Raw genomic sequence first — 18,192 nt, forward strand, 5'->3', positions numbered from 1 at the left:
GGGCGCCCCTTCACGTACGTACGGGCAGGAACCGGCGGGCCGGGGCGGACGGGCGCGCAGCCGAGCCGGGACCGGCCGGAAACGGCGGGACCGGCCGGAAACGGCGGGACCGCTTCCGGGCTAGCGGGACCGCTTCGCGAGGCGCTCCACGTCTAGCAGGATCACCGCACGGGCCTCCAGCCGCAGCCAGCCGCGTCCGGCGAAGTCCGCGAGGGCCTTGTTGACCGTCTCGCGGGAGGCGCCGACCAGCTGGGCCAGCTCTTCCTGGGTGAGGTCGTGGACCACGTGGATGCCCTCCTCCGACTGCACACCGAAGCGGCGCGAGAGGTCGAGGAGCGCGCGGGCGACCCGGCCGGGCACGTCCGAGAAGACCAGGTCGGACATCTGGTCATTGGTCTTGCGCAGGCGGCGGGCGACCGCGCGCAGCAGCGCGGTGGCGACCTCGGGGCGGACGTTCAGCCAGGGCTGGAGGTCGCCGTGGCCCAGGCCCAGCAGCTTGACCTCGGTCAGGGCCGACGCCGTGGCGGTACGCGGCCCGGGGTCGAAGAGGGACAGCTCGCCGATGAGCTCGCCGGGGCCCAGGACGGCCAGCATGTTCTCGCGGCCGTCGGGGGAAGTGCGGTGCAGCTTCACCTTGCCTTCGGTGACCACATAGAGGCGGTCGCCGGGGTCGCCCTCGTGGAAGAGGGCGTCGCCGCGTGCGAGCGTCACCTCACTCATCGAGGCGCGCAGCTCAGCGGCCTGCTCGTCATCGAGCGCCGCGAAGAGCGGGGCGCGCCGCAGAACGTCGTCCACGAGTTCTCTCCTTGTCGACCTGCTCAGGGAACCGGCTGGTTCCCATCATGCCGGACGGGTCAATCAGTGTGATCAGTCACAAGTTTGACGTACTGCTGCCGCGGCTCGTACGGGAGGGGGCCGATTGGGTTGGGAATCGGCTGTGACCGGGGTGGATGTCGGTGGCTGCCTCTAGGCTGGCCGAGTGCCCAAAACGCCGATGAGAGCAGAGGGGCAAGGGGCTGAACGGGTGTCACCCGAGCTGTAATTCTGCTGTGGGCGAACAGTCGCCCAGCCGGGCGAAAAAGGCCGCAAACAAGACGAAACCGGTAAACCGGTGAAAGGGACCGACATGGCAGAGGCGGCTGGACCGGCGGAGGAAGCCGCGAAACAGGGTGCGAAAGCGGTGCCCAAGGGGGCCGCGCCCGCGCGGAAGACCACGGCGGCGCGGAAGACCCACACGGCGCGGGAGGCGGAGCCCGCGACGAAGGCGGGGACGGTCAAGGGGACGGCCAGGAGGACCGCGGCGGCGGCGAAGAAGGCTGCGCCGGCCAAGGAAGCTGCGCCGGCCAGGAAGGCCGCGGCGGCGAAGAAGACTGCGCCCGCCAAGAAGACTGCGGCGGCGAAGAAGACCGCGGCGGCGAAGAAGGCCGCGCCCGCCAAGAAGGCCGCGCCCGCGCCGGAGGCTGTCAAAATCCCTCGGTCCGAGTCCCATGCCGCCCTGGTCCGCCGGGCCCGCCGGATCAACCGTGAGCTGGCCGAGGTCTATCCGTACGCCCATCCCGAGCTCGACTTCGAGAACCCCTTCGAGCTGCTGGTCGCGACGGTCCTCTCGGCCCAGACCACCGACCTCCGGGTCAATCAGACGACGCCCGGTCTCTTCGCGAGGTTCCCCACCCCCGAGGACATGGCGGCGGCGGACCCGGAGGAGCTGGAGCAGATCCTGCGGCCGACCGGGTTCTTCCGGGCGAAGGCGAGGTCGGTCCTGGGGCTGTCCGCCGCTATCAGGGACAACTTCGGCGGCGAGGTGCCGGGCCGTCTCGAAGACCTGGTGTCGCTCCCCGGTGTCGGACGGAAAACGGCAAATGTCGTTCTTGGTAATGCTTTCGGAGTCCCGGGAATCACTGTCGACACCCACTTCGGGCGGCTGGTGCGCCGCTGGAAGTGGACCGAACAGGAGGACCCGGAGAAGGTCGAGGCCGAGGTCTGCGCGCTCTTCCCCAAGAGCGACTGGACGATGCTCTCGCACCGGGTCGTCTTCCACGGTCGCCGGATCTGCCACGCCCGTAAGCCGGCCTGCGGCGCCTGCCCGATCGCCCCGCTCTGTCCTTCGTACGGTGAGGGGGAGACGGACCCGGAGAAGGCGCGGAAGCTCCTGAAGTACGAGAAGGGCGGCCGGCCGGGCCAGCGGCTGAAGCCCCCGCCGGACTATCCGGGACAGCCGGCCCCGCCGATGGCGGCCGGGTGAACCGCAGGAACCACCCTTCCGTGCGGAACGATCGGGCCCGGCGCAGGCGTTGGAAGGGGCGGGGGTGCTGATGACGCGCGCTGGAGCGAAACACGAGGGACAAGAGAGACAAGGCGGGCAAAGGAGCCAGGAGGGCCAGGAAGGCCGGGAGAGACATACGGGCCGGGTTCAGGAGGGCCCGGTCGCCGTGACGCAGTCCGGGCTGCCCGGATGGCTGGCGCCGGTGGCCCGTGCGGCCGACACGGTGCGCCCCGAGCAGCTCAGCCGGTTTCTGCCGCCGGAGAGCGGCGGCGGGCGGCAGTCCGCCGTGCTGGTGCTCTTCGGCGAGGGCCCGGCGGGCCCCGAGCTGCTGCTGATGGAGCGGGCCTCCAGCCTGCGCTCCCATGCGGGGCAGCCCTCCTTCCCCGGCGGTTCCCTCGACCCGGGCGACGGCGATCCGCAGACCACCGGCCCGCTGCGGGCGGCCCTGCGCGAGGCCCAGGAGGAGACCGGGCTCGACCCCCTGGGCGTACAGCTCTTCGGTGTGCTGCCCCGGCTCTACATCCCGGTGAGCGGCTTCGTCGTGACGCCCGTGCTCGGCTGGTGGCGCGAGCCCAGCCCCGTACGGGCCGTGGACAGCGGTGAGACGGCCCGGGTCTTCACGGTTCCCGTGGCGGATCTCACGGACCCCGCCAACCGGGTGACGACGGTCCATCCGCGCGGCCACCGGGGCCCGGCATTTCTGGTCGAATCCGCCCTGGTCTGGGGCTTTACGGCCGGAGTGATCGACCGGATCCTGCACTTCGCGGGCTGGGAACAGCCCTGGGACCACTCCAGACAGGTCCCGCTCGACTGGCGCGCATGACAGGGTGGCCGACGTACTGGGCCACTCGGGCGACGCGGCGAACCACTGCGGCTCCCCGAGGGGCCGCACCACCGGCCGGCTGACGGTGACCGGCGACGAAAAGCGAGGCTCCCGACGGTGAACGTGCTGGACATCCTGCTGCTGCTGGCCGCTGTGTGGTTCGCGGTCATCGGCTACCGCCAGGGTTTCGTCGTCGGCATCCTCTCGGTGATCGGATTCCTCGGCGGCGGCGTGGTCGCCGTCTACGTACTGCCGATCATCTGGGACGAGCTCACGGAGAAGTCCGAGGTCTCCATGACGGCCACGGTCGTCGCGGTGGTGATCGTGATCGTCTGCGCATCGGTCGGCCAGGCCCTCACCACCCATCTGGGCAACAAGCTCCGCCGCTTCATCACCTGGTCACCGGCGCGTGCCCTCGACGCCACCGGCGGCGCCCTGGTCAACGTGGTGGCCATGCTGCTGGTCGCCTGGCTGATCGGTTCGGCCCTGGCCGGTACGACGCTGCCCACCCTCGGCAAGGAGGTCCGCACCTCCAAGGTGCTCATCGGGGTCTCCCGGGTGGTGCCCGCCCAGACCAGCACCTGGTTCACGGACTTCACATCCGTCCTCGCGCAGAACGGCTTCCCCCAGGTCTTCAGCCCGTTCGCCAATGAACCGATCACCGAGGTCAAGGCGCCCGACCCGGCACTGGCCCACAGCTCGGTCGTCACGAGCGCCAAGAAGTCCATCGTCAAGGTCGTCGGCACGGCGACCGGGTGCAGCAAGGTCCTGGAGGGCTCCGGCTTCGTCTTCGGCGACCACAGGGTGATGACCAACGCCCATGTCGTCGGCGGCGTCAGCGAACCGACCGTGCAGATCGGCGGCCAGGGCAAGCTGTACGACGCGAAGGTCGTGCTCTTCGACTGGGCGAAGGACATCGCCGTCCTGGACGTGCCGGCCCTGCACGCGCCCGCGCTGAAGTTCACCGGCTCCAGCCACGGCGCCCACAGCAACGACAGCGCGATCGTCGCCGGCTTCCCCGAGAACGGCGCGTACGACGTCCGTGCCGCCCGTATCCGCGGCCGGATCAACGCCAGCGGCCCGGACATCTACCACCGCGGGACGGTCACCCGGGACGTCTACTCGCTCCGTACGACCGTCCGGCAGGGCAACTCCGGCGGCCCCCTGCTGACCCCCGACGGCCAGGTATACGGAGTGGTCTTCGCCAAATCGCTCGACGACAGCAGCACCGGGTACGCGCTCACGGCCGACGAGATCCGCCAGGACATCGCCCAGGGCCGCACCGCGGACCAGCAGGTCGGCACGGAGGGATGCGCGCTGTGACGACGGGGACGTACACGGTCGGCACATACCCGGCGAGGCCGGCGGGAGGCACACGGTGAGGCTCACGATTCTCGGCGGCGGCGGATTCCGGGTGCCGTTGGTGTACGGGGCGCTGCTGCGCGACCACGCGGCGGGCCGGGTCACCCAGCTCACGCTCCACGATCTCGACCCCGCCAGGCTGGCGGCCGTGGCGCGTGTGCTGGCCGACCAGGCGGTGGACGTACCGGACGCGCCGGAGGTCCGTACCACCACCGACCTCGACGACGCGCTGCGCGGCGCCGACTTCGTCTTCTCCGCGATCCGGGTGGGCGGGCTCGCGGGCCGTGCGGCCGATGAGCGGGTGGCGCTGGCCGAGGGTGTACTCGGCCAGGAGACCGTCGGCGCGGGCGGTATCGCCTACGGACTCCGTACGGTCCCGGTCGCGAGGGACATCGCCCGCCGGGTCGCCCGGCTCGCCCCGGACGCCTGGGTCATCAACTTCACCAACCCGGCGGGCCTCGTCACCGAGGCGATGGCCGCCCATCTCGGCCGCCGGGTCGTCGGGATCTGCGACTCGCCGGTCGGCCTCGGCCGCCGGGTCGCGCGGGTCCTCGGCGCGGATCCCGCGTCGGCGCGGCTCGACTACGTGGGGCTGAACCATCTGGGCTGGCTGCGCGGGCTGTACGTCGGCGACAAGGACGTGCTGCCCGGCCTGTTCGACGACGAGCGGCTGCTGACCTCCTTCGAGGAGGGCAGGCTCTTCGGTGCCGAGTGGCTGCGTTCGATCCGCTCGGTGCCCAACGAGTATCTGCACTACTACTACTTCAACCGTGAGACCGTCGCCGCCTACCAGCAGGCCGGACAGACCCGCGGCGCCTTCCTGCGCGACCAGCAGGCCCGCTTCTACGACGAGATGGCGCACTCGTCGACGCCGGCGCTGGCGGCCTGGGACCGCACCCGGGCCGAACGCGAGGCGACGTACATGGCGGAGAACCGCGAGGCCGCGGGTGCGGGTGAACGGGAGGCCGACGACCTGGAGTCGGGCGGGTACGAGAACGTCGCGCTGGCCCTGATGCGGGCAATCGCGCGCGACGAGAGCGCCACCCTGATCCTGAACGTCCCCAACGGGGCCGCACCCCACCCGTCCGGAAGCGCTACGTCCGGTGGTGCTTCGTCCAGCGGTGCCTCGTCCAGTGGTGCTTCGTCCAGTGGTGCTACGTCCAGAAGCGCTGCGTCCGACGGCCGTACGCTCTCCGTGCTCGACGCCGCGGCCGTCATCGAGGTCCCCTGCCGGGTCGACGCGAACGGGCCGCGTCCGCTGCCGGTCTCCCAGCTGACGGGCCATGAGGCGGCGTTGGTGTCGGCGGTGAAGGCGGTGGAGCGCTCCGTGCTGGAGGCGGCGGAGAGCGGTTCGGTGCGGGCCGCGGTACGGGCGTTCGCCGTGCATCCGCTGGTCGATTCCGTGAATGTGGCGGCCAGGCTGCTCGACGGCTACCGGGCGGTGCACCCAGGGCTCGGCTACCTCACGGGGAGCTGAGCGTCCGGACCGTTGAGGCGGCGCTGCCGCAGGCGGGCCGGGGGACCGGTCCGCTCACGGCCTGGGGTGGCGTAACCGCGCCGACATCCAGCGCGCCCGGCGGCGGATGATGCGGGGAATGCCGAGACGGGGATCGTCATCGTCCCCGTCATGCGATCCGCCTCTCTCGTACGTGCCCAGGCCCGTGGCCGAGCGGCGGTTGCGTGCTGCGTCACCGTAGTCGTGCGTCCAGCCCATACCACCGTGTTTGCCCGTGCCTCATGGTCGGTAATCGCGTCCCGCGGGGCCAATTGGCCTATGCGTCAGGCATTTGGCTGTTCGTAGGACAAGAGTTCCCGTCCGGTCGCCGGGCGTGCCCCGGACGGCGGCACCATGGCCGCGCACCGGCACGACACGGGGCAGACCCCGGGGGCAGACCCGGGGTTCAGCGGTCGGGCTCGGGGTCCTGCAGCCAGTTGATGAGTTCCGTCGAGAACGCCCCGGGGTCCTCCTCCTGCGGAAAGTGCCCGAGACCGTCGAACAACCGCCAGCGGTACGGCGCTTCGACGTACTCCCCCGATCCGGCCGCGCTGCGCGTGCGCATCACCGGGTCGAGCGATCCGTGCAGATGCAGGGTCGGGACCCGCACCGGCCGCTTCATCCTGCGATTGAACTGAATGCCGTCCGGCCGCGCCAGCGACCGCACCATCCAGCGGTACGGCTCGATGGAACAGTGCGCCGTGGACGGGATCGACATCGCTCGCCGGTACGTCTCGACGGCGTCGTCCTCCGGGCGGACGGGCCCCGACCATTCACGCACCAGCTCACCGACGAGCGCCGCGTCGTCGGCGACAAGCTGACGCTCCGGCAGCCACGGCCGCTGGAAGCCCCAGACGTACGAACCGGCCCGGGACTGCGAGAAGTCGGAGAGCATCGCCGAACGCCAGCGCCGCGGGTGCGGCATCGACGAGACGGCGAGCCTGCGCACCAGCTTGGGCCGCATCACGGCCGCCGTCCACGCCAGATATCCGCCCAGGTCGTGCCCGACGAGCGCGGCGTCCGGCTCGCCGAGGGAGCGGATCACACCGGTGACGTCGAGGGCCAGGTTGGCGGGGTCGTACCCCCGGGGCGTGCGGTCGCTGCCGCCCACGCCCCGCAGATCCATCGCGACGGCACGGAACCCGGCGTCGGCGAGCGCGGTCAGCTGATGGCGCCAGGTCCACCAGAACTGCGGAAAACCGTGCAACAGCAGTACCAGTGGCCCGTCACCCGCCTCCGCGATGTGGAAGCGCGCGCCGTTGGCGGCGACGTCGCGGTGGGTCCAGGGCCCGTCGATTCGTACGACGGAGCCCATTTCGGCAGAAGCGGTCATGCCGACGAGCGTGCCACAGCCGACGGCTCACCGTTGACCGTGAGGGCGGCGTCGGCGGGCACCAGGACGGCCGCCTTGTCGAGGGACGGACGGTCGACGGACGGGCGGGGGTGCGGCCTGACGCCCTGGATGACAGCCGCGGTCTCCTTGGCGGACGCGACGACCTTCTGCGGGCCCTTGCCCTTCTTGGCCTTCTTGAAGAAGACGGTCCCGATCAGCGCGAGGATCCCGGCCACCAGCACGTTCGCGGCGAAGGACAGGACGAAGCAGATCGCCAGGTTCCAGTGGCTCCAGGTCCGGATGCCGTAGGCGAGGGCGAAACTCAGCATCGGCAGCGAGAAGAGGAGCACGATCCCGGCCGCCGAGAACGCGGCGCTGCCGACGGCGCCCCGCTTGACGTCCTGGCGGAGCTCGGCCTTGGCCAGGGCGATTTCGTCGTGCACCAGTGCGGACATCTCGGCGGTCGCCGAGGCGACCAGCTGGCCGAGACTGCGGTCGGCGGTGCCGGCAGGGCTGCTGGGGTGGCTCATCGCTGAATCCCTCTTCTTCTCTTGCGCGAGCGTTCGTCCGGTCGAGCGATCATCCGCGCGGGCGTCGTCATGGGCGTCGTCACACGTCGTGGCGTCCACAAGTCGTGGGCATCACAGGCCGTGGGTGTCGTCATGAACGGTCTGTTCGGAGTGATCTGACTTCAGATCATGCCGGACGGTCCTCGTCCTCGCTTGCTGCCCCCGCCCGTTCGGCCAGACGGCGGTGCTCGGCCGCCTTCCCCTCAAGGATCGCTGCCATGCGCAGATGGTGCGCGGCTTCGTCCTCCTCGTAGACGTCGGGGATGCCGTCGTGGTCCTCGTCGCGCTCCTCCTCGTCGCAGAGCGCCCGGTATCTGCGGTCGCGCACTCTGAGCAGGACGGAGGAGAGCGCGGCGGCGATCACCGAGCCCAGCAGCACCGATGCCTTGATCTCGGCGGTCGCCGTGGGATCTCCGTCGAAGGCCAGCTCCCCGATGAGGAGCGAGACGGTGAAGCCGATCCCGGCGAGCGTCGCCACCGCGAACACATCGGCCCAGGCCAGGTCCTTGTTGAGCCGGGCCTTGGTGAAGCGGGCCGTCAGCCACGTACCACCGAAGACGCCGACGGTTTTGCCGACGACCAGGCCCAGGACGACGCCCAGGGTCTCCGGCCTGCTGAACACGTCACCGAGAGCTCGGCCCGACACCGGCACCCCGGCGGAGAACAGCGCGAACAGCGGTACGGCGAGACCCGCTGAGAACGGCCTGACCAGGTGCTCTACATGCTCCCCCGGGGAGTGGCGCTCGCCCTCGTGGCGGTGGCAGCGGAGCATCAGGCCCATGGCGACACCGGCGATGGTGGCATGGACGCCGCTGTTGTACATCAGCCCCCAGATGACCAGCCCGAGCGGGACATAGACGTACCAGCCGTGCACGCCGAAGCGCAGCAGCAGCCAGAAGACGGCCAGGCCGGCCACCGCGCCGCCGAGCGCGGCGATGTTGATGTCGCTGGTGAAGAACACCGCGATGATCAGGATCGCGAAGAGGTCGTCGACGACGGCCAGGGTGAGCAGGAAGGCGCGCAGAGCGGAGGGGAGCGAGGTCCCGATGACCGCGAGGACGGCGAGCGCGAAGGCGATGTCGGTGGCGGTCGGTACGGCCCAGCCGTCGAGCGAACCGCCGCGGAAGACGTTGACCAGGGCGTACACCAGGGCCGGTACCGCCATCCCGCAGACCGCGGCGATGACCGGCAGCGCGGCGGCCTTGGGATCGCGCAGCTCACCCGCGACCATCTCGCGCTTCAGTTCGATCCCGGCGACGAAGAAGAAGACGGCGATCAGCCCGTCGGCCGCCCAGTGCTGGACCGAGAGGTGCAGGCCGACGGCGCCCGGACCCAGGTGGAAGTGGCTGACGGCGTCGTAGCTGCCGCGCAGCGGGGTGTTCGCCCAGACGAGGGCGGCAACGGCGGCGAGGAGGAGCAGCAGGCCCCCGACGGTCTCGGCCCGCAGTGCGTCAGCGAGATAGGTCCGTTCGGGGAGCGGAAGCCGCCCGAGGAAGGACGCGGTTCGGCGCTGGGGCCCGGGAGAGGGCTGGGGTGCCGGAGGGGGCTGCGGGTCCTGAGAGGGCTGGGGTTCCGGAGAGGGTTGGGGCTCGGAACGGCGCTGCGGCTCGGAAGAGCGCTTGGGCTTCGGGGCGGGCGCGGCCACGCGGGGGACCTCCGGTCAGATGGACAGCACAGAACACATGCCGACCAGACTTCCCGGCGCACCCGTCTCACTACTTCTTAACTTCTCACGGATTCTTCCTGCTGTTCCGTCTGCTCCACGTTATCCGAGGCCGGAACGCTCTGTTGACCCAGCGCTCTGTTGACCCAGCGCTCTGTTGACCCAGCGCTCTGTTGACGCAGATGGGGCGGCTCAGCGGGGATGGGTGCAGGGAGAATCCGGTGACGTGGCCGTCCGGCGGCCGTCTCTGTCCGTCATCTTACGGACAGAACGCCGGACGGGCATATCGAGCCCGTCCGGCGTTCCCCTGCCTTGCTCTGACTCAGTCCTCGGCTCAGTCCTCGCTGGAGGCGCTCGGCAGCTTCGTCTGGATCAGGCCCATCACCGAGGCGTCGGTGAGCGTGGAGACATCGCCCAGCTCACGGTCCTCCGCGATGTCGCGCAGCAGCCGCCGCATGATCTTCCCGGACCGGGTCTTGGGCAGCTCTGCCACGGGCAGGACCCGCTTCGGCTTGGCGATCGGCCCGAGCACCGAGCCCACATGGTTCCGCAGCTCCGCCGAGAGGTCCGCCGACTCCTCCACCGTGCCGCGCAGGATCACGAAGGCCACGATCGACTGACCGGTCGTCTCGTCAGCGGCGCCGACGACCGCCGCCTCGGCGACGGCCGGGTGCGAGACGAGCGCGGACTCGACCTCGGTGGTCGAGATGTTGTGCCCGGACACCAGCATCACGTCGTCGACCCGGCCGAGCAGCCAGAGGTCGCCGTCGTTGTCCTTCTTCGCGCCGTCACCCGCGAAGTACTTGCCCTCGAAGCGCGACCAGTAGGTGTCGATGAAGCGCTGGTCGTCGCCCCAGACGGTACGGAGCATGGAGGGCCACGGCTCGGTCAGGACCAGATAGCCGCCGCCTCCGTCCGGCACCTCGCGACCCTCGTCGTCGACGACCGTCGCGGAGATACCCGGCAGCGCACGCTGTGCGGACCCCGGCTTGGTCTCCGTGACTCCGGGCAGCGGGGAGATCATCATCGCGCCGGTCTCGGTCTGCCACCAGGTGTCCACGATGGGGCACTTGTCGGCGCCGATGTTCTTCCGGTACCACATCCATGCCTCGGGGTTGATCGGCTCACCGACCGACCCGAGGACCCGCAGCGACGTCAGGTCGAACTTGGCGGGGATGTCGTCTCCCCACTTCATGAACGTACGGATCGCGGTCGGCGCCGTGTAGAGGATCGAGACGCCGTACTTCTGGACGATCTCCCAGAACCGGCCCTGGTGCGGGGTGTCCGGCGTGCCCTCGTAGATCACCTGGGTCGCACCGTTGGCCAGCGGCCCGTACACGATGTACGAGTGGCCGGTCACCCAGCCGATGTCGGCCGTGCACCAGTAGACGTCCGTCTCCGGCTTGAGGTCGAAGACCGCGTGGTGGGTGTAGGCCGCCTGGGTGAGGTAGCCGCCGGACGTGTGCAGGATGCCCTTCGGCTTACCCGTCGTGCCCGAGGTGTAGAGGATGAACAGCGGGTGCTCGGCGTCGAATGCCTCGGGGGTGTGCTCGGTGGACTGGCGCCCCACGAACTCGTCCCACCAGACGTCCCGGCCCTCGGTCCATGCCGTGTCCTGGCCCGTACGCCGCACGACGAGCACATGCTCGACCTGCGGGCACTTCGCCACCGCTTCGTCGATCGCGGGCTTCAGCGCGGAGGGCTTGCCGCGGCGGTAGCCACCGTCGGCGGTGATGACGAGCTTCGCGTCGGCGTCCTGGATACGGGAGGCGACGGCGTCGGCCGAGAACCCGCCGAACACCACCGAGTGCGCTGCCCCGACCCGGGCGCAGGCGAGCATGGCCACTACCGCTTCGGCGATCATCGGCAGGTAGACGGCGACCCGGTCACCCTTCACGACGCCCAGCTCGGTGAGGGCGTTCGCGGCCTGCGAGACCTCGTCCTTGAGCTGTGCGTAGGTGATCGACCGGCCATCGCCGGGCTCGCCCTCGAAGTGGATGGCGACACGGTCGCCGTTGCCGGCCTCGACGTGCCGGTCCACGCAGTTGTACGCGACGTTGAGCTCACCGTCGGCGAACCACTTCGCGAACGGCGGGTTCGACCAGTCGAGCGTCTCGGTGGGCTCGGTGGCCCAGGTCAGCCGCCGCGCCTGCTCGGCCCAGAAGCCCAGCCGGTCCGCTGCGGCCTGCTCGTACGCCGCCGCTGTGACGTTGGCGTTCGCGGCCAGCTCGGTGGGCGGCGCGAAGCGTCGCTCCTCCTTGAGCAGATTGGCCAAGCTTTCGTTGCTCACGAGATCGCCCTTTCGACAAAGCCTTGTGTCCCAGGTCTAGCTCATCAGCCCGTGAGCCACTCTGACAAGGCCTCACGCCAATCAATTGGTTTAGACCTCTACCCCCGGGGAGGGGCTGGGTATTCCTTCCGGCTCGGTCCGGGCGCGTATTTCCGGGCAGCTCAGCCAGTGAGGTGGACCTGCGGCCCCGTACTCTCCCTCCGTTCTCCTCTCTCTTCGGCGGGAGCCACCTGGGCGAAGACCCCGTCCCGCTCAGCGGAGTCGGTGAGCAGATAGGCCTGGGCCTCGCCGACGTGGAAGTACATACCGTGCAGCTCCAGCGTGCCCTCCGAGAGCCGGCGTGCGACCGACTCGTGCGCCCGTAGATGCTCCAGTTGCTGGATGACATTGGTCAGACAGAGCTGCTCCACCGCATCGGCCGGCATCCGCCCGGAGATCCGCGCCCATGCGTGATGACGGCTCAGCATCCGCTCCAGGCTGGGCTGCCCATGACGCAACCAGCGCCGGAGGGGTGTGCTCTCGCCGGGCCGGGGGCCGGGTCCGGCGGTCGGCCCGCAAGCTGCACGATGACCAGCGCCCGTGCCGGGGCGCCGGCCCGTGCCGGGGCGGGGACCCGTGCCGGAGCTGGCAGTGGCCGCGTCCGCGTCCTCGTCTTCGTCCTCCGCATCGTTCAGGAGTGCGGTCATGGCGCCGCAGCCCGAGTGCCCGCAGACGGTGATCGACTCGACCCGCAGGATGTCGACCGCGTACTCGATCGCCGCTGCCACCGAGTCGTCGGACCCCTCGGCGCCGGGCAGCGGTACGAGATTGCCCACGTTCCGCACGGTGAACAGGTCGCCGGGTCCGCTCGACGTGATCATGCTGGTCACCAACCGGGAATCCGCGCAGGTGAGGAAGAGCTGCGAAGGGCGCTGTCCTTCCCGGGCGAGACGCGCCAGTTCGTCCCGGACCAGGGGAGCGGTGTCCCGCTGGAACGAGCTCAGACCACTGGCCAGTTGGCGGCCCCCCGGCCGCTGGGCCGCCCCGGCCGCGGCGGACTCGACGGCGGCCGACGTGGCGGCGGATGAGCTGTCCCGGGCTGCCGGAGAGCGGGGTCCGGGGGAGCGGCCGGTGGTGTGGGACTTGGGGTTCTCCGGCGGGCCGGCCCGATATCCGGGATGTTCGGGGCTTACGGGGTTTACGGGACGTACGCGCGGTGGTGCGTGCCCGGGTGGTGGTGGTGGTGCGTGCACGGGACGGGCTGGGTGTCCTCCGCCCGGTACTGCCTGTGCGGCGCGTGCAGTGTGTACGGCGTGGGGAGCGGCCTGGTCTCCGGCACCGGGCGACGTCGAGCGGAGCGCCGTAACGGGAGGTGCCGCCCCGCCGTGCACGGGCGAACCGGCCGCGGGGACCGGGTGGCCGGAGCCCGCCGGGTCGGGCGCGCGGTCGTCGCAGTGGTGGTTGCGCCAGGGTGTCCAGGGGCGGCAGCAGGTGTGGGTGCCGGAAGGGGGCTCGGCGATCCGGCCGCCTTCTCGCCCGGTCACATCGACCGTGCCGCCCTGGGCAATGTGCGCCTCCTGCCAGTGCTGGAGCGTCTCGTACGCCGCGTGATCCATGAACGAGCCGTCCAGCTCCACCACCGCGTCCGCCCCGCCGGGGATCTGCGCGAGCGTCCGGCTCAGCCGGGGCACGGCCAGAAACGTCAACTGCCCGCGTACCCGCAACCGGTGGACGCCGCCCACCTGGTCGAGAGTGATCCTGGTCCTGGCCAGCCGGTGCAGCGCCACACCGACGGCGACGGCGATACCGACCGCCACCCCCTCCAGCACACCGAAGCCCACGACCCCGGCCACCGTGGCCCCGTACACTGGGAACTCCCGGTGTCTGTGGACGTTGCGGATGTGCGCGTAACTCACCATCTGGAGGCCGACCACCATCACCAGGGCGGCCAGCGCGGCGAGCGGCATCCACTCCAGGACGCCCACCAGCAGCCCCGCGGCGAGCAGCATCCATACACCGTGCAGCACGGTCGAGGCGCGGCCGGTGGCACCCGCCCGGACATTCGCCGTGCTGCGCACCGCTCCACCGGACACCGGCAGGCCGCCGAGCATTCCGGACACCGTGTTGGCGAGGCCCTGACCACGCAGTTCGCGGTCGAGGTCGGCGCGTCTTCCCGTGGCTCCGGGGCGGTCGGCGGTCAGTTTGTCCACGGCAACCGTCGACAGCAGTGATTCGAGGCTCGCCACCAGCATCACGGTGAACACGGCGCCGAGCAGACCGAGCACCGGGCCGTGCGGCAGCTCCGGCAGGGCGTGGGCCCGCCAGGACGGGAGGTCGACGCGTGCGATCCCGGGCGCGGCGACCGAGGCCAGGGCGGTGGCTGCCGCAACGGACGTGAGGGCGGCGGGGATTCTGCGCAGCGCCCGCCCCGTACGTCCGGGGATGCGCGGCCACAGCACCAGTACGGCGATGGTGAGCGCGCCGATCAGCGGTGCGGCCGGGGCCACGCGGGCGAACTGTCCTGGCAGAGCGAGGGCGTTGGCGATGGCCGAGCTCTGTGGTGTACCGCCGAGCACGATATGGAGTTGGGCGAGCGCGATGGCGACACCGATGCCGGCGAGCGTGCCGTGCACGATGGCCGGGGAGACCGCGAGCGCGCTGCGGGCGGCGCGCAGTGAGCTCAGGACCAGCTGGAGCAGGCCGGCGCCGACGGTGATGGCGCAGGTCGTGCGCCAGCCGTAGTCCTGGATGAGTCCGGCCGTCACGACAGTGAGTCCCGCTGAGGGGCCGCTGACCTGGAGGGTGGAGCCCCCGAGCAGTCCGGCCACGATGCCGCCGACGGCCGCCGCGAGCAGTCCCGCTTCGAGCGGGGCGCCGATGGCGACCGCGAGACCCAGGGACATCGGGACCGCGATCAGGAACACCGTGATCGAGGCGGACAGATCGGCACCGGAAATCCGGAAGCGGGGCCGGGGGCGGTCTCCGCCCGGAGGGGGCCCGTGCGGGGGGTGGACGCGAGTGGTGGGTGAACAGTCGGTAAGGGTGTTCTCCGTACGGGTGGGGACGTAGGCAGGCATGGTTCCCGTCTCCTCCGGGGCGGCGTGGTCACTGAACAGCGGTCACAGAACGGCGGTCACAGGGCGTCGGGGGCTAGGCGGGGCTTGGAGGGCGTGAGGGCGGCCTGGGGCGGGCTGTGGGGAGCGGCGGGCGGGAGCACGCTCATCAACCCTCGGTAAATGAATCGTAATGCAGAGTAAAGGCCAGGAATGGTCATAAGGTACATATGGGCGAGTGGTTCACCCGATCCGGTGAGGCGGCATAGATGAAACACACTCCAGTTCGATGAACGGAGGGACGTCTCCGGAGTGGAACGGAAAAGGGGGGGGTGGAGCGAGCCGTCCGCCCGCTCCACCCCCTCCCCTGGCTGTTCACCGGCTCCGGTTGCCGACTCCGGGTCGTCCCCGGACCGGAGGGAGCGTCAGGAGGCGGCGCTGACCTCGGCGTACCGCTCGCTGAGCACGAACGCGGGGTCGACCTGGGAAGCCAGATCGGCCCCCGTCCGCTCGTTGCCCCAGCTCTCCGCGTTCTTCAGATGGAAGTGCACCATCTGACGCGTGTAGCGCTCCCAGTCGCGATGCGCGTAGCTGTCCTCCGCGGTGTCCTGGAGCGACTGGAGCGCCAGACGGTTCTCCGCCTCCAGCATGTCGAAGTGCGGCGGGCGGCCCTTCTCCATTGCGCGGACCCAGTCGGAGTGGCCGACCGTGACGAGCAGGTCGTCGCCGACCTCGGCGCGCAGGAACTCCAGATCGTCCGCGTCGCGCACCTTGTTGCCGACGACCTTCAGCGCGACGCCGAAGTCCCGTGCGTACTCCTTGTACTGGCGGTACACGGAGATCCCCTTACGGGTCGGTTCGGCCACCAGGAATGTCATGTCGAACCGCGTGAACATGCCGGAGGCGAAGGAGTCGGAACCGGCCGTCATATCGACGACGATGAACTCCTCCGGGCCGTCGACCAGATGATTCAGGCAGAGCTCGACCGCGCCGACCTTGGAGTGGTAGCAGGAGACGCCGAGATCCGACTCGGTGAACGGCCCCGTCGCCATCAGTCTGATGTCGCCGTCGTCCAGTGCGACAGGGCGGGCGCACGCGTCGTAGACCGGATTGTCCTCCCGGATCCGCAGCAGCCGGGAGCCGGTGCCGGGCGGAGTTGTTTTGATCATGGTCTCGGCGGAGGTGATCCGCGGGTTGGTCCCGCGGAGGTACTCCTTGATCAGCGGGAGGTGCGCGCCCATCGCGGGCAGTGCGGCGGAGTCCGCGTCGTCGAGACCTAGTGCGGCACCGAGGTGCTGGTTGATGTCGGCGTCCACGGCGAGGACGGGGGCCTCGTTGGCGGCCAGGTGGCGGATGAAGAGAGAGGACAGCGTGGTCTTGCCGCTGCCGCCCTTCCCTACGAAAGCGATCTTCATGTTCACGAAGGGTAGCGGTGTGAATGCGGTGCGTGGGTAGCGCAAGTGAAGAAGACCACTCCAAGGTGGGGTGACTGCCATGGACGCGTAGCCTCGCTTCCTATGACTGCGTTCTCCCGGAAGGCCGCCGCCGGAGCCCCGGTGACTCCTCCAGAACACTCGGATCCTCTCGCCGCGCTGGGCCAGCTGCCGGGCGTCGGCGATGCTGTCGACTCGGTACGCAAAGCCGTCGACCGGGTCTACGGGCACCGCGTCATGAGACGGCGCAGCACCGAGGTGACGGGTGAGGCCGCCCTGCGCGCCTCGCGTGGATCGGCCACGCTGTCGGGTGCGGACTGGGCGCTGGAGGAGGTGCGCCGGCGGACCGATTTCGGTGGCGATCCCGAGGCGCTCACCGTCGGCGCGGCGCTCCGGCTCTCCGCGGAGGCGGGTCAACTGCTGTCCATCTGGAGGCAGTCGCCGCTGCGAGTACTGGCCCGGCTGCATCTGGTGGCGGCTGCGGACTCGGGCGACACGGTCGGCCGTCCGCGGCTGGCGGGCGAGAAGGCCGACGAGCCCCTGATCGAGCTGCCGCTGCCGGACGCCGACGAGGTGTCCGCCCGGCTTGAGGGGCTTTCGCAGCTGGTCATCGCGGGGAGCGCGGCTCCGGCGCTGGTGACCGCGGCCGTGGTGCACGGTGAACTGCTCGCGCTGCGGCCCTTCACTTCGTACAACGGTCTCGTCGCGCGGGCCGCCGAGCGGGTCGTGCTGATCAACAGCGGGCTCGACCCCAAGTCCATCTGCCCCGCGGAGGTGGGCCACGCGGAGCTGGGGCGCGCGGCGTACGTGGCTGCGCTGGACGGCTATGCGTCGGGAACCCCGGAGGGCATGGCCGCATGGATCATGCACTGCGGTCGCGCGGTCGAGCTGGGCGTCCGGGAGACGACTGCCGTGTGCGAGGCGCTTCAGCGCGGTGCTGCCTAGGTCCGCGGTGCTGCCCCGGTGTGTCGCGAGGCTGCCCGGGTCCGCGGCGTGCTGCCCGGGTCCGCGGTGCGCTGCCCGGGGCCGCGGCGCTGCCCGGGTACGTCACGGCGCTGCCTGAGGGGTGCGGTGCGGTCCGGGATTGAAGCCGTGCCGGTGAGGTGAGTCTGTCCGGCTCGTCCCGCGAAAATGCGGCGGCACCCGGAGGTGCCGCCGCTGGCACGTCCACCGAATTACCAGGCGTCCTCGAAATTTTGCCCATCAGGCCGGGAACTTCGCCCGTCAACCTGGTGTGGCTGGCCCGTAATCGACGGGTCGACGTCGCGTGGGTACTCAGTTTCCGTGCGCGGTCCGTGGGGCCTTCTGCGGTTTCAGGTGATCCTCGCGGATGTCCTTGGTCTCGCGGGCCGTTGACTCCTTTGTACTCCTCTTCGCGGGCCGAGGGGAAGGCCTCGCTCCACTTCTTTACTTTTACTGTCAAACCCGGGCAAAGGGCCCACGGCGGGCGGTGCTCCGGCCGCCCCTGTTCGCGTACCAGACGAGACCTGCCGTGGCTGCCGCGGCACCGATCGCGGCAGCGGCCACCAGTGCGGGTCGCGGGGGCATCCGCAGCGCGGGCAGTCGCTGCTTCAGTCGCACGGGCCGGTTGAAGACGAGAATCGGCCACTCCCGGGTCCCCGCTTCACGGCGCAGCGACCGGTCCGGGTTGACCGCGTGCGGGTGGCCGACCGACTCCAGCATGGGGATGTCGGTCACCGAGTCGCTGTACGCGTAACAGCGCGCCAGGTCGTACCCCTCGGAGGCGGCGAGTTCCCTCACGGCCTCCGCCTTGGTGGGACCGTAGGCGTAGTACTCCACCTCGCCGGTGAAGCACCCGTCGTCGCCCACCACCATGCGGGGGGCGTCGACCCGGGCGGGGGCGTGGAGATCACCGAACGGCTCGTCTACCGCGGCAACGGATGTGGTTGCGTACCACAGATACGCGCC

The 18,192-nt window shown here is 70.4% G+C and carries 14 protein-coding genes; 5 read left to right on the forward strand and 9 right to left on the reverse strand.

Annotation, left to right across the window (positions count from 1 at the left end):
* Nucleotides 1-120: 120 nt before the first annotated feature.
* On the reverse strand, nt 121-795 hold the full coding sequence (locus tag ACFXBC_RS17105) for a Crp/Fnr family transcriptional regulator (RefSeq protein WP_164258843.1): 675 nt from the start codon (nt 793-795) through the stop codon (nt 121-123).
* Between the two features lie 331 nt (nt 796-1,126).
* On the opposite strand from ACFXBC_RS17105, the gene nth reads away from it, so the two are divergent.
* The 4 genes from nth to ACFXBC_RS17125 all read left to right on the forward strand — a co-directional run bounded on the left by nth (nt 1,127) and on the right by ACFXBC_RS17125 (nt 5,925).
* On the forward strand, nt 1,127-2,242 hold the full coding sequence (gene nth / locus ACFXBC_RS17110; protein ID WP_385024319.1) for an endonuclease III: 1,116 nt from the start codon (nt 1,127-1,129) through the stop codon (nt 2,240-2,242).
* A gap of 70 nt (nt 2,243-2,312) precedes the next feature.
* Complete coding sequence (locus tag ACFXBC_RS17115) at nt 2,313-3,086, forward strand: NUDIX hydrolase (protein ID WP_385024321.1); 774 nt, start codon at nt 2,313-2,315, stop codon at nt 3,084-3,086.
* Between the two features lie 117 nt (nt 3,087-3,203).
* Complete coding sequence (locus ACFXBC_RS17120; RefSeq protein ID WP_385024323.1) at nt 3,204-4,409, forward strand: MarP family serine protease; 1,206 nt, start codon at nt 3,204-3,206, stop codon at nt 4,407-4,409.
* Nucleotides 4,410-4,464: 55 nt separating this feature from the next.
* Nucleotides 4,465-5,925, forward strand: coding sequence for a 6-phospho-beta-glucosidase (locus ACFXBC_RS17125; protein WP_385024325.1), 1,461 nt, complete (start codon nt 4,465-4,467; stop codon nt 5,923-5,925).
* 54 nt (nt 5,926-5,979) lie between these two features.
* On the opposite strand, the gene ACFXBC_RS17130 is transcribed toward ACFXBC_RS17125, so the two are convergent.
* The 7 genes from ACFXBC_RS17130 to ACFXBC_RS17160 form a co-directional block, all read right to left on the reverse strand.
* Nucleotides 5,980-6,162: a hypothetical protein gene (locus ACFXBC_RS17130; protein ID WP_385024327.1), complete on the reverse strand. Its 183-nt coding sequence runs from the start codon at nt 6,160-6,162 to the stop codon at nt 5,980-5,982.
* Between the two features lie 187 nt (nt 6,163-6,349).
* Nucleotides 6,350-7,276: an alpha/beta fold hydrolase gene (locus ACFXBC_RS17135; protein ID WP_385024329.1), complete on the reverse strand. Its 927-nt coding sequence runs from the start codon at nt 7,274-7,276 to the stop codon at nt 6,350-6,352.
* Nucleotides 7,273-7,806, reverse strand: a complete 534-nt coding sequence (locus tag ACFXBC_RS17140; protein ID WP_385024331.1) for a phage holin family protein — start codon at nt 7,804-7,806, stop codon at nt 7,273-7,275. The genes ACFXBC_RS17135 and ACFXBC_RS17140 overlap by 4 nt, the downstream gene beginning before the upstream one ends.
* Before the next feature lie 166 nt (nt 7,807-7,972).
* Nucleotides 7,973-9,490 carry a Na+/H+ antiporter NhaA gene (nhaA, locus tag ACFXBC_RS17145; protein ID WP_385024333.1) on the reverse strand — a complete coding sequence of 506 codons (1,518 nt, stop codon included), beginning with the start codon at nt 9,488-9,490 and terminating at the stop codon, nt 7,973-7,975.
* Nucleotides 9,491-9,842: 352 nt separating this feature from the next.
* Nucleotides 9,843-11,798, reverse strand: coding sequence for an acetate--CoA ligase (gene acs, locus ACFXBC_RS17150; RefSeq protein WP_385024335.1), 1,956 nt, complete (start codon nt 11,796-11,798; stop codon nt 9,843-9,845).
* A gap of 161 nt (nt 11,799-11,959) precedes the next feature.
* Complete coding sequence (locus tag ACFXBC_RS17155) at nt 11,960-14,854, reverse strand: bifunctional SulP family inorganic anion transporter/carbonic anhydrase (RefSeq protein ID WP_385024337.1); 2,895 nt, start codon at nt 14,852-14,854, stop codon at nt 11,960-11,962.
* A gap of 401 nt (nt 14,855-15,255) precedes the next feature.
* A complete protein-coding gene (locus ACFXBC_RS17160; protein WP_385024339.1) occupies nt 15,256-16,245 on the reverse strand; it encodes an ATP-binding protein in 990 nt (329 codons plus the stop codon).
* Nucleotides 16,246-16,347: 102 nt separating this feature from the next.
* Here ACFXBC_RS17160 and ACFXBC_RS17165 point away from each other — a divergent pair, with 102 nt between their 5' ends.
* Nucleotides 16,348-17,208, forward strand: coding sequence for an oxidoreductase (locus tag ACFXBC_RS17165; protein WP_385024341.1), 861 nt, complete (start codon nt 16,348-16,350; stop codon nt 17,206-17,208).
* A gap of 474 nt (nt 17,209-17,682) precedes the next feature.
* Here ACFXBC_RS17165 and ACFXBC_RS17170 read toward each other — a convergent pair.
* Nucleotides 17,683-18,192 (reverse strand): HAD family hydrolase (locus tag ACFXBC_RS17170; protein ID WP_385024343.1); only part of this gene is annotated, 510 nt, incomplete at its 5' end.

Source organism: Streptomyces sp. NPDC059398 (assembly GCF_042751845.1).
Classification (GTDB): Bacteria; Actinomycetota; Actinomycetes; order Streptomycetales; family Streptomycetaceae; genus Streptomyces.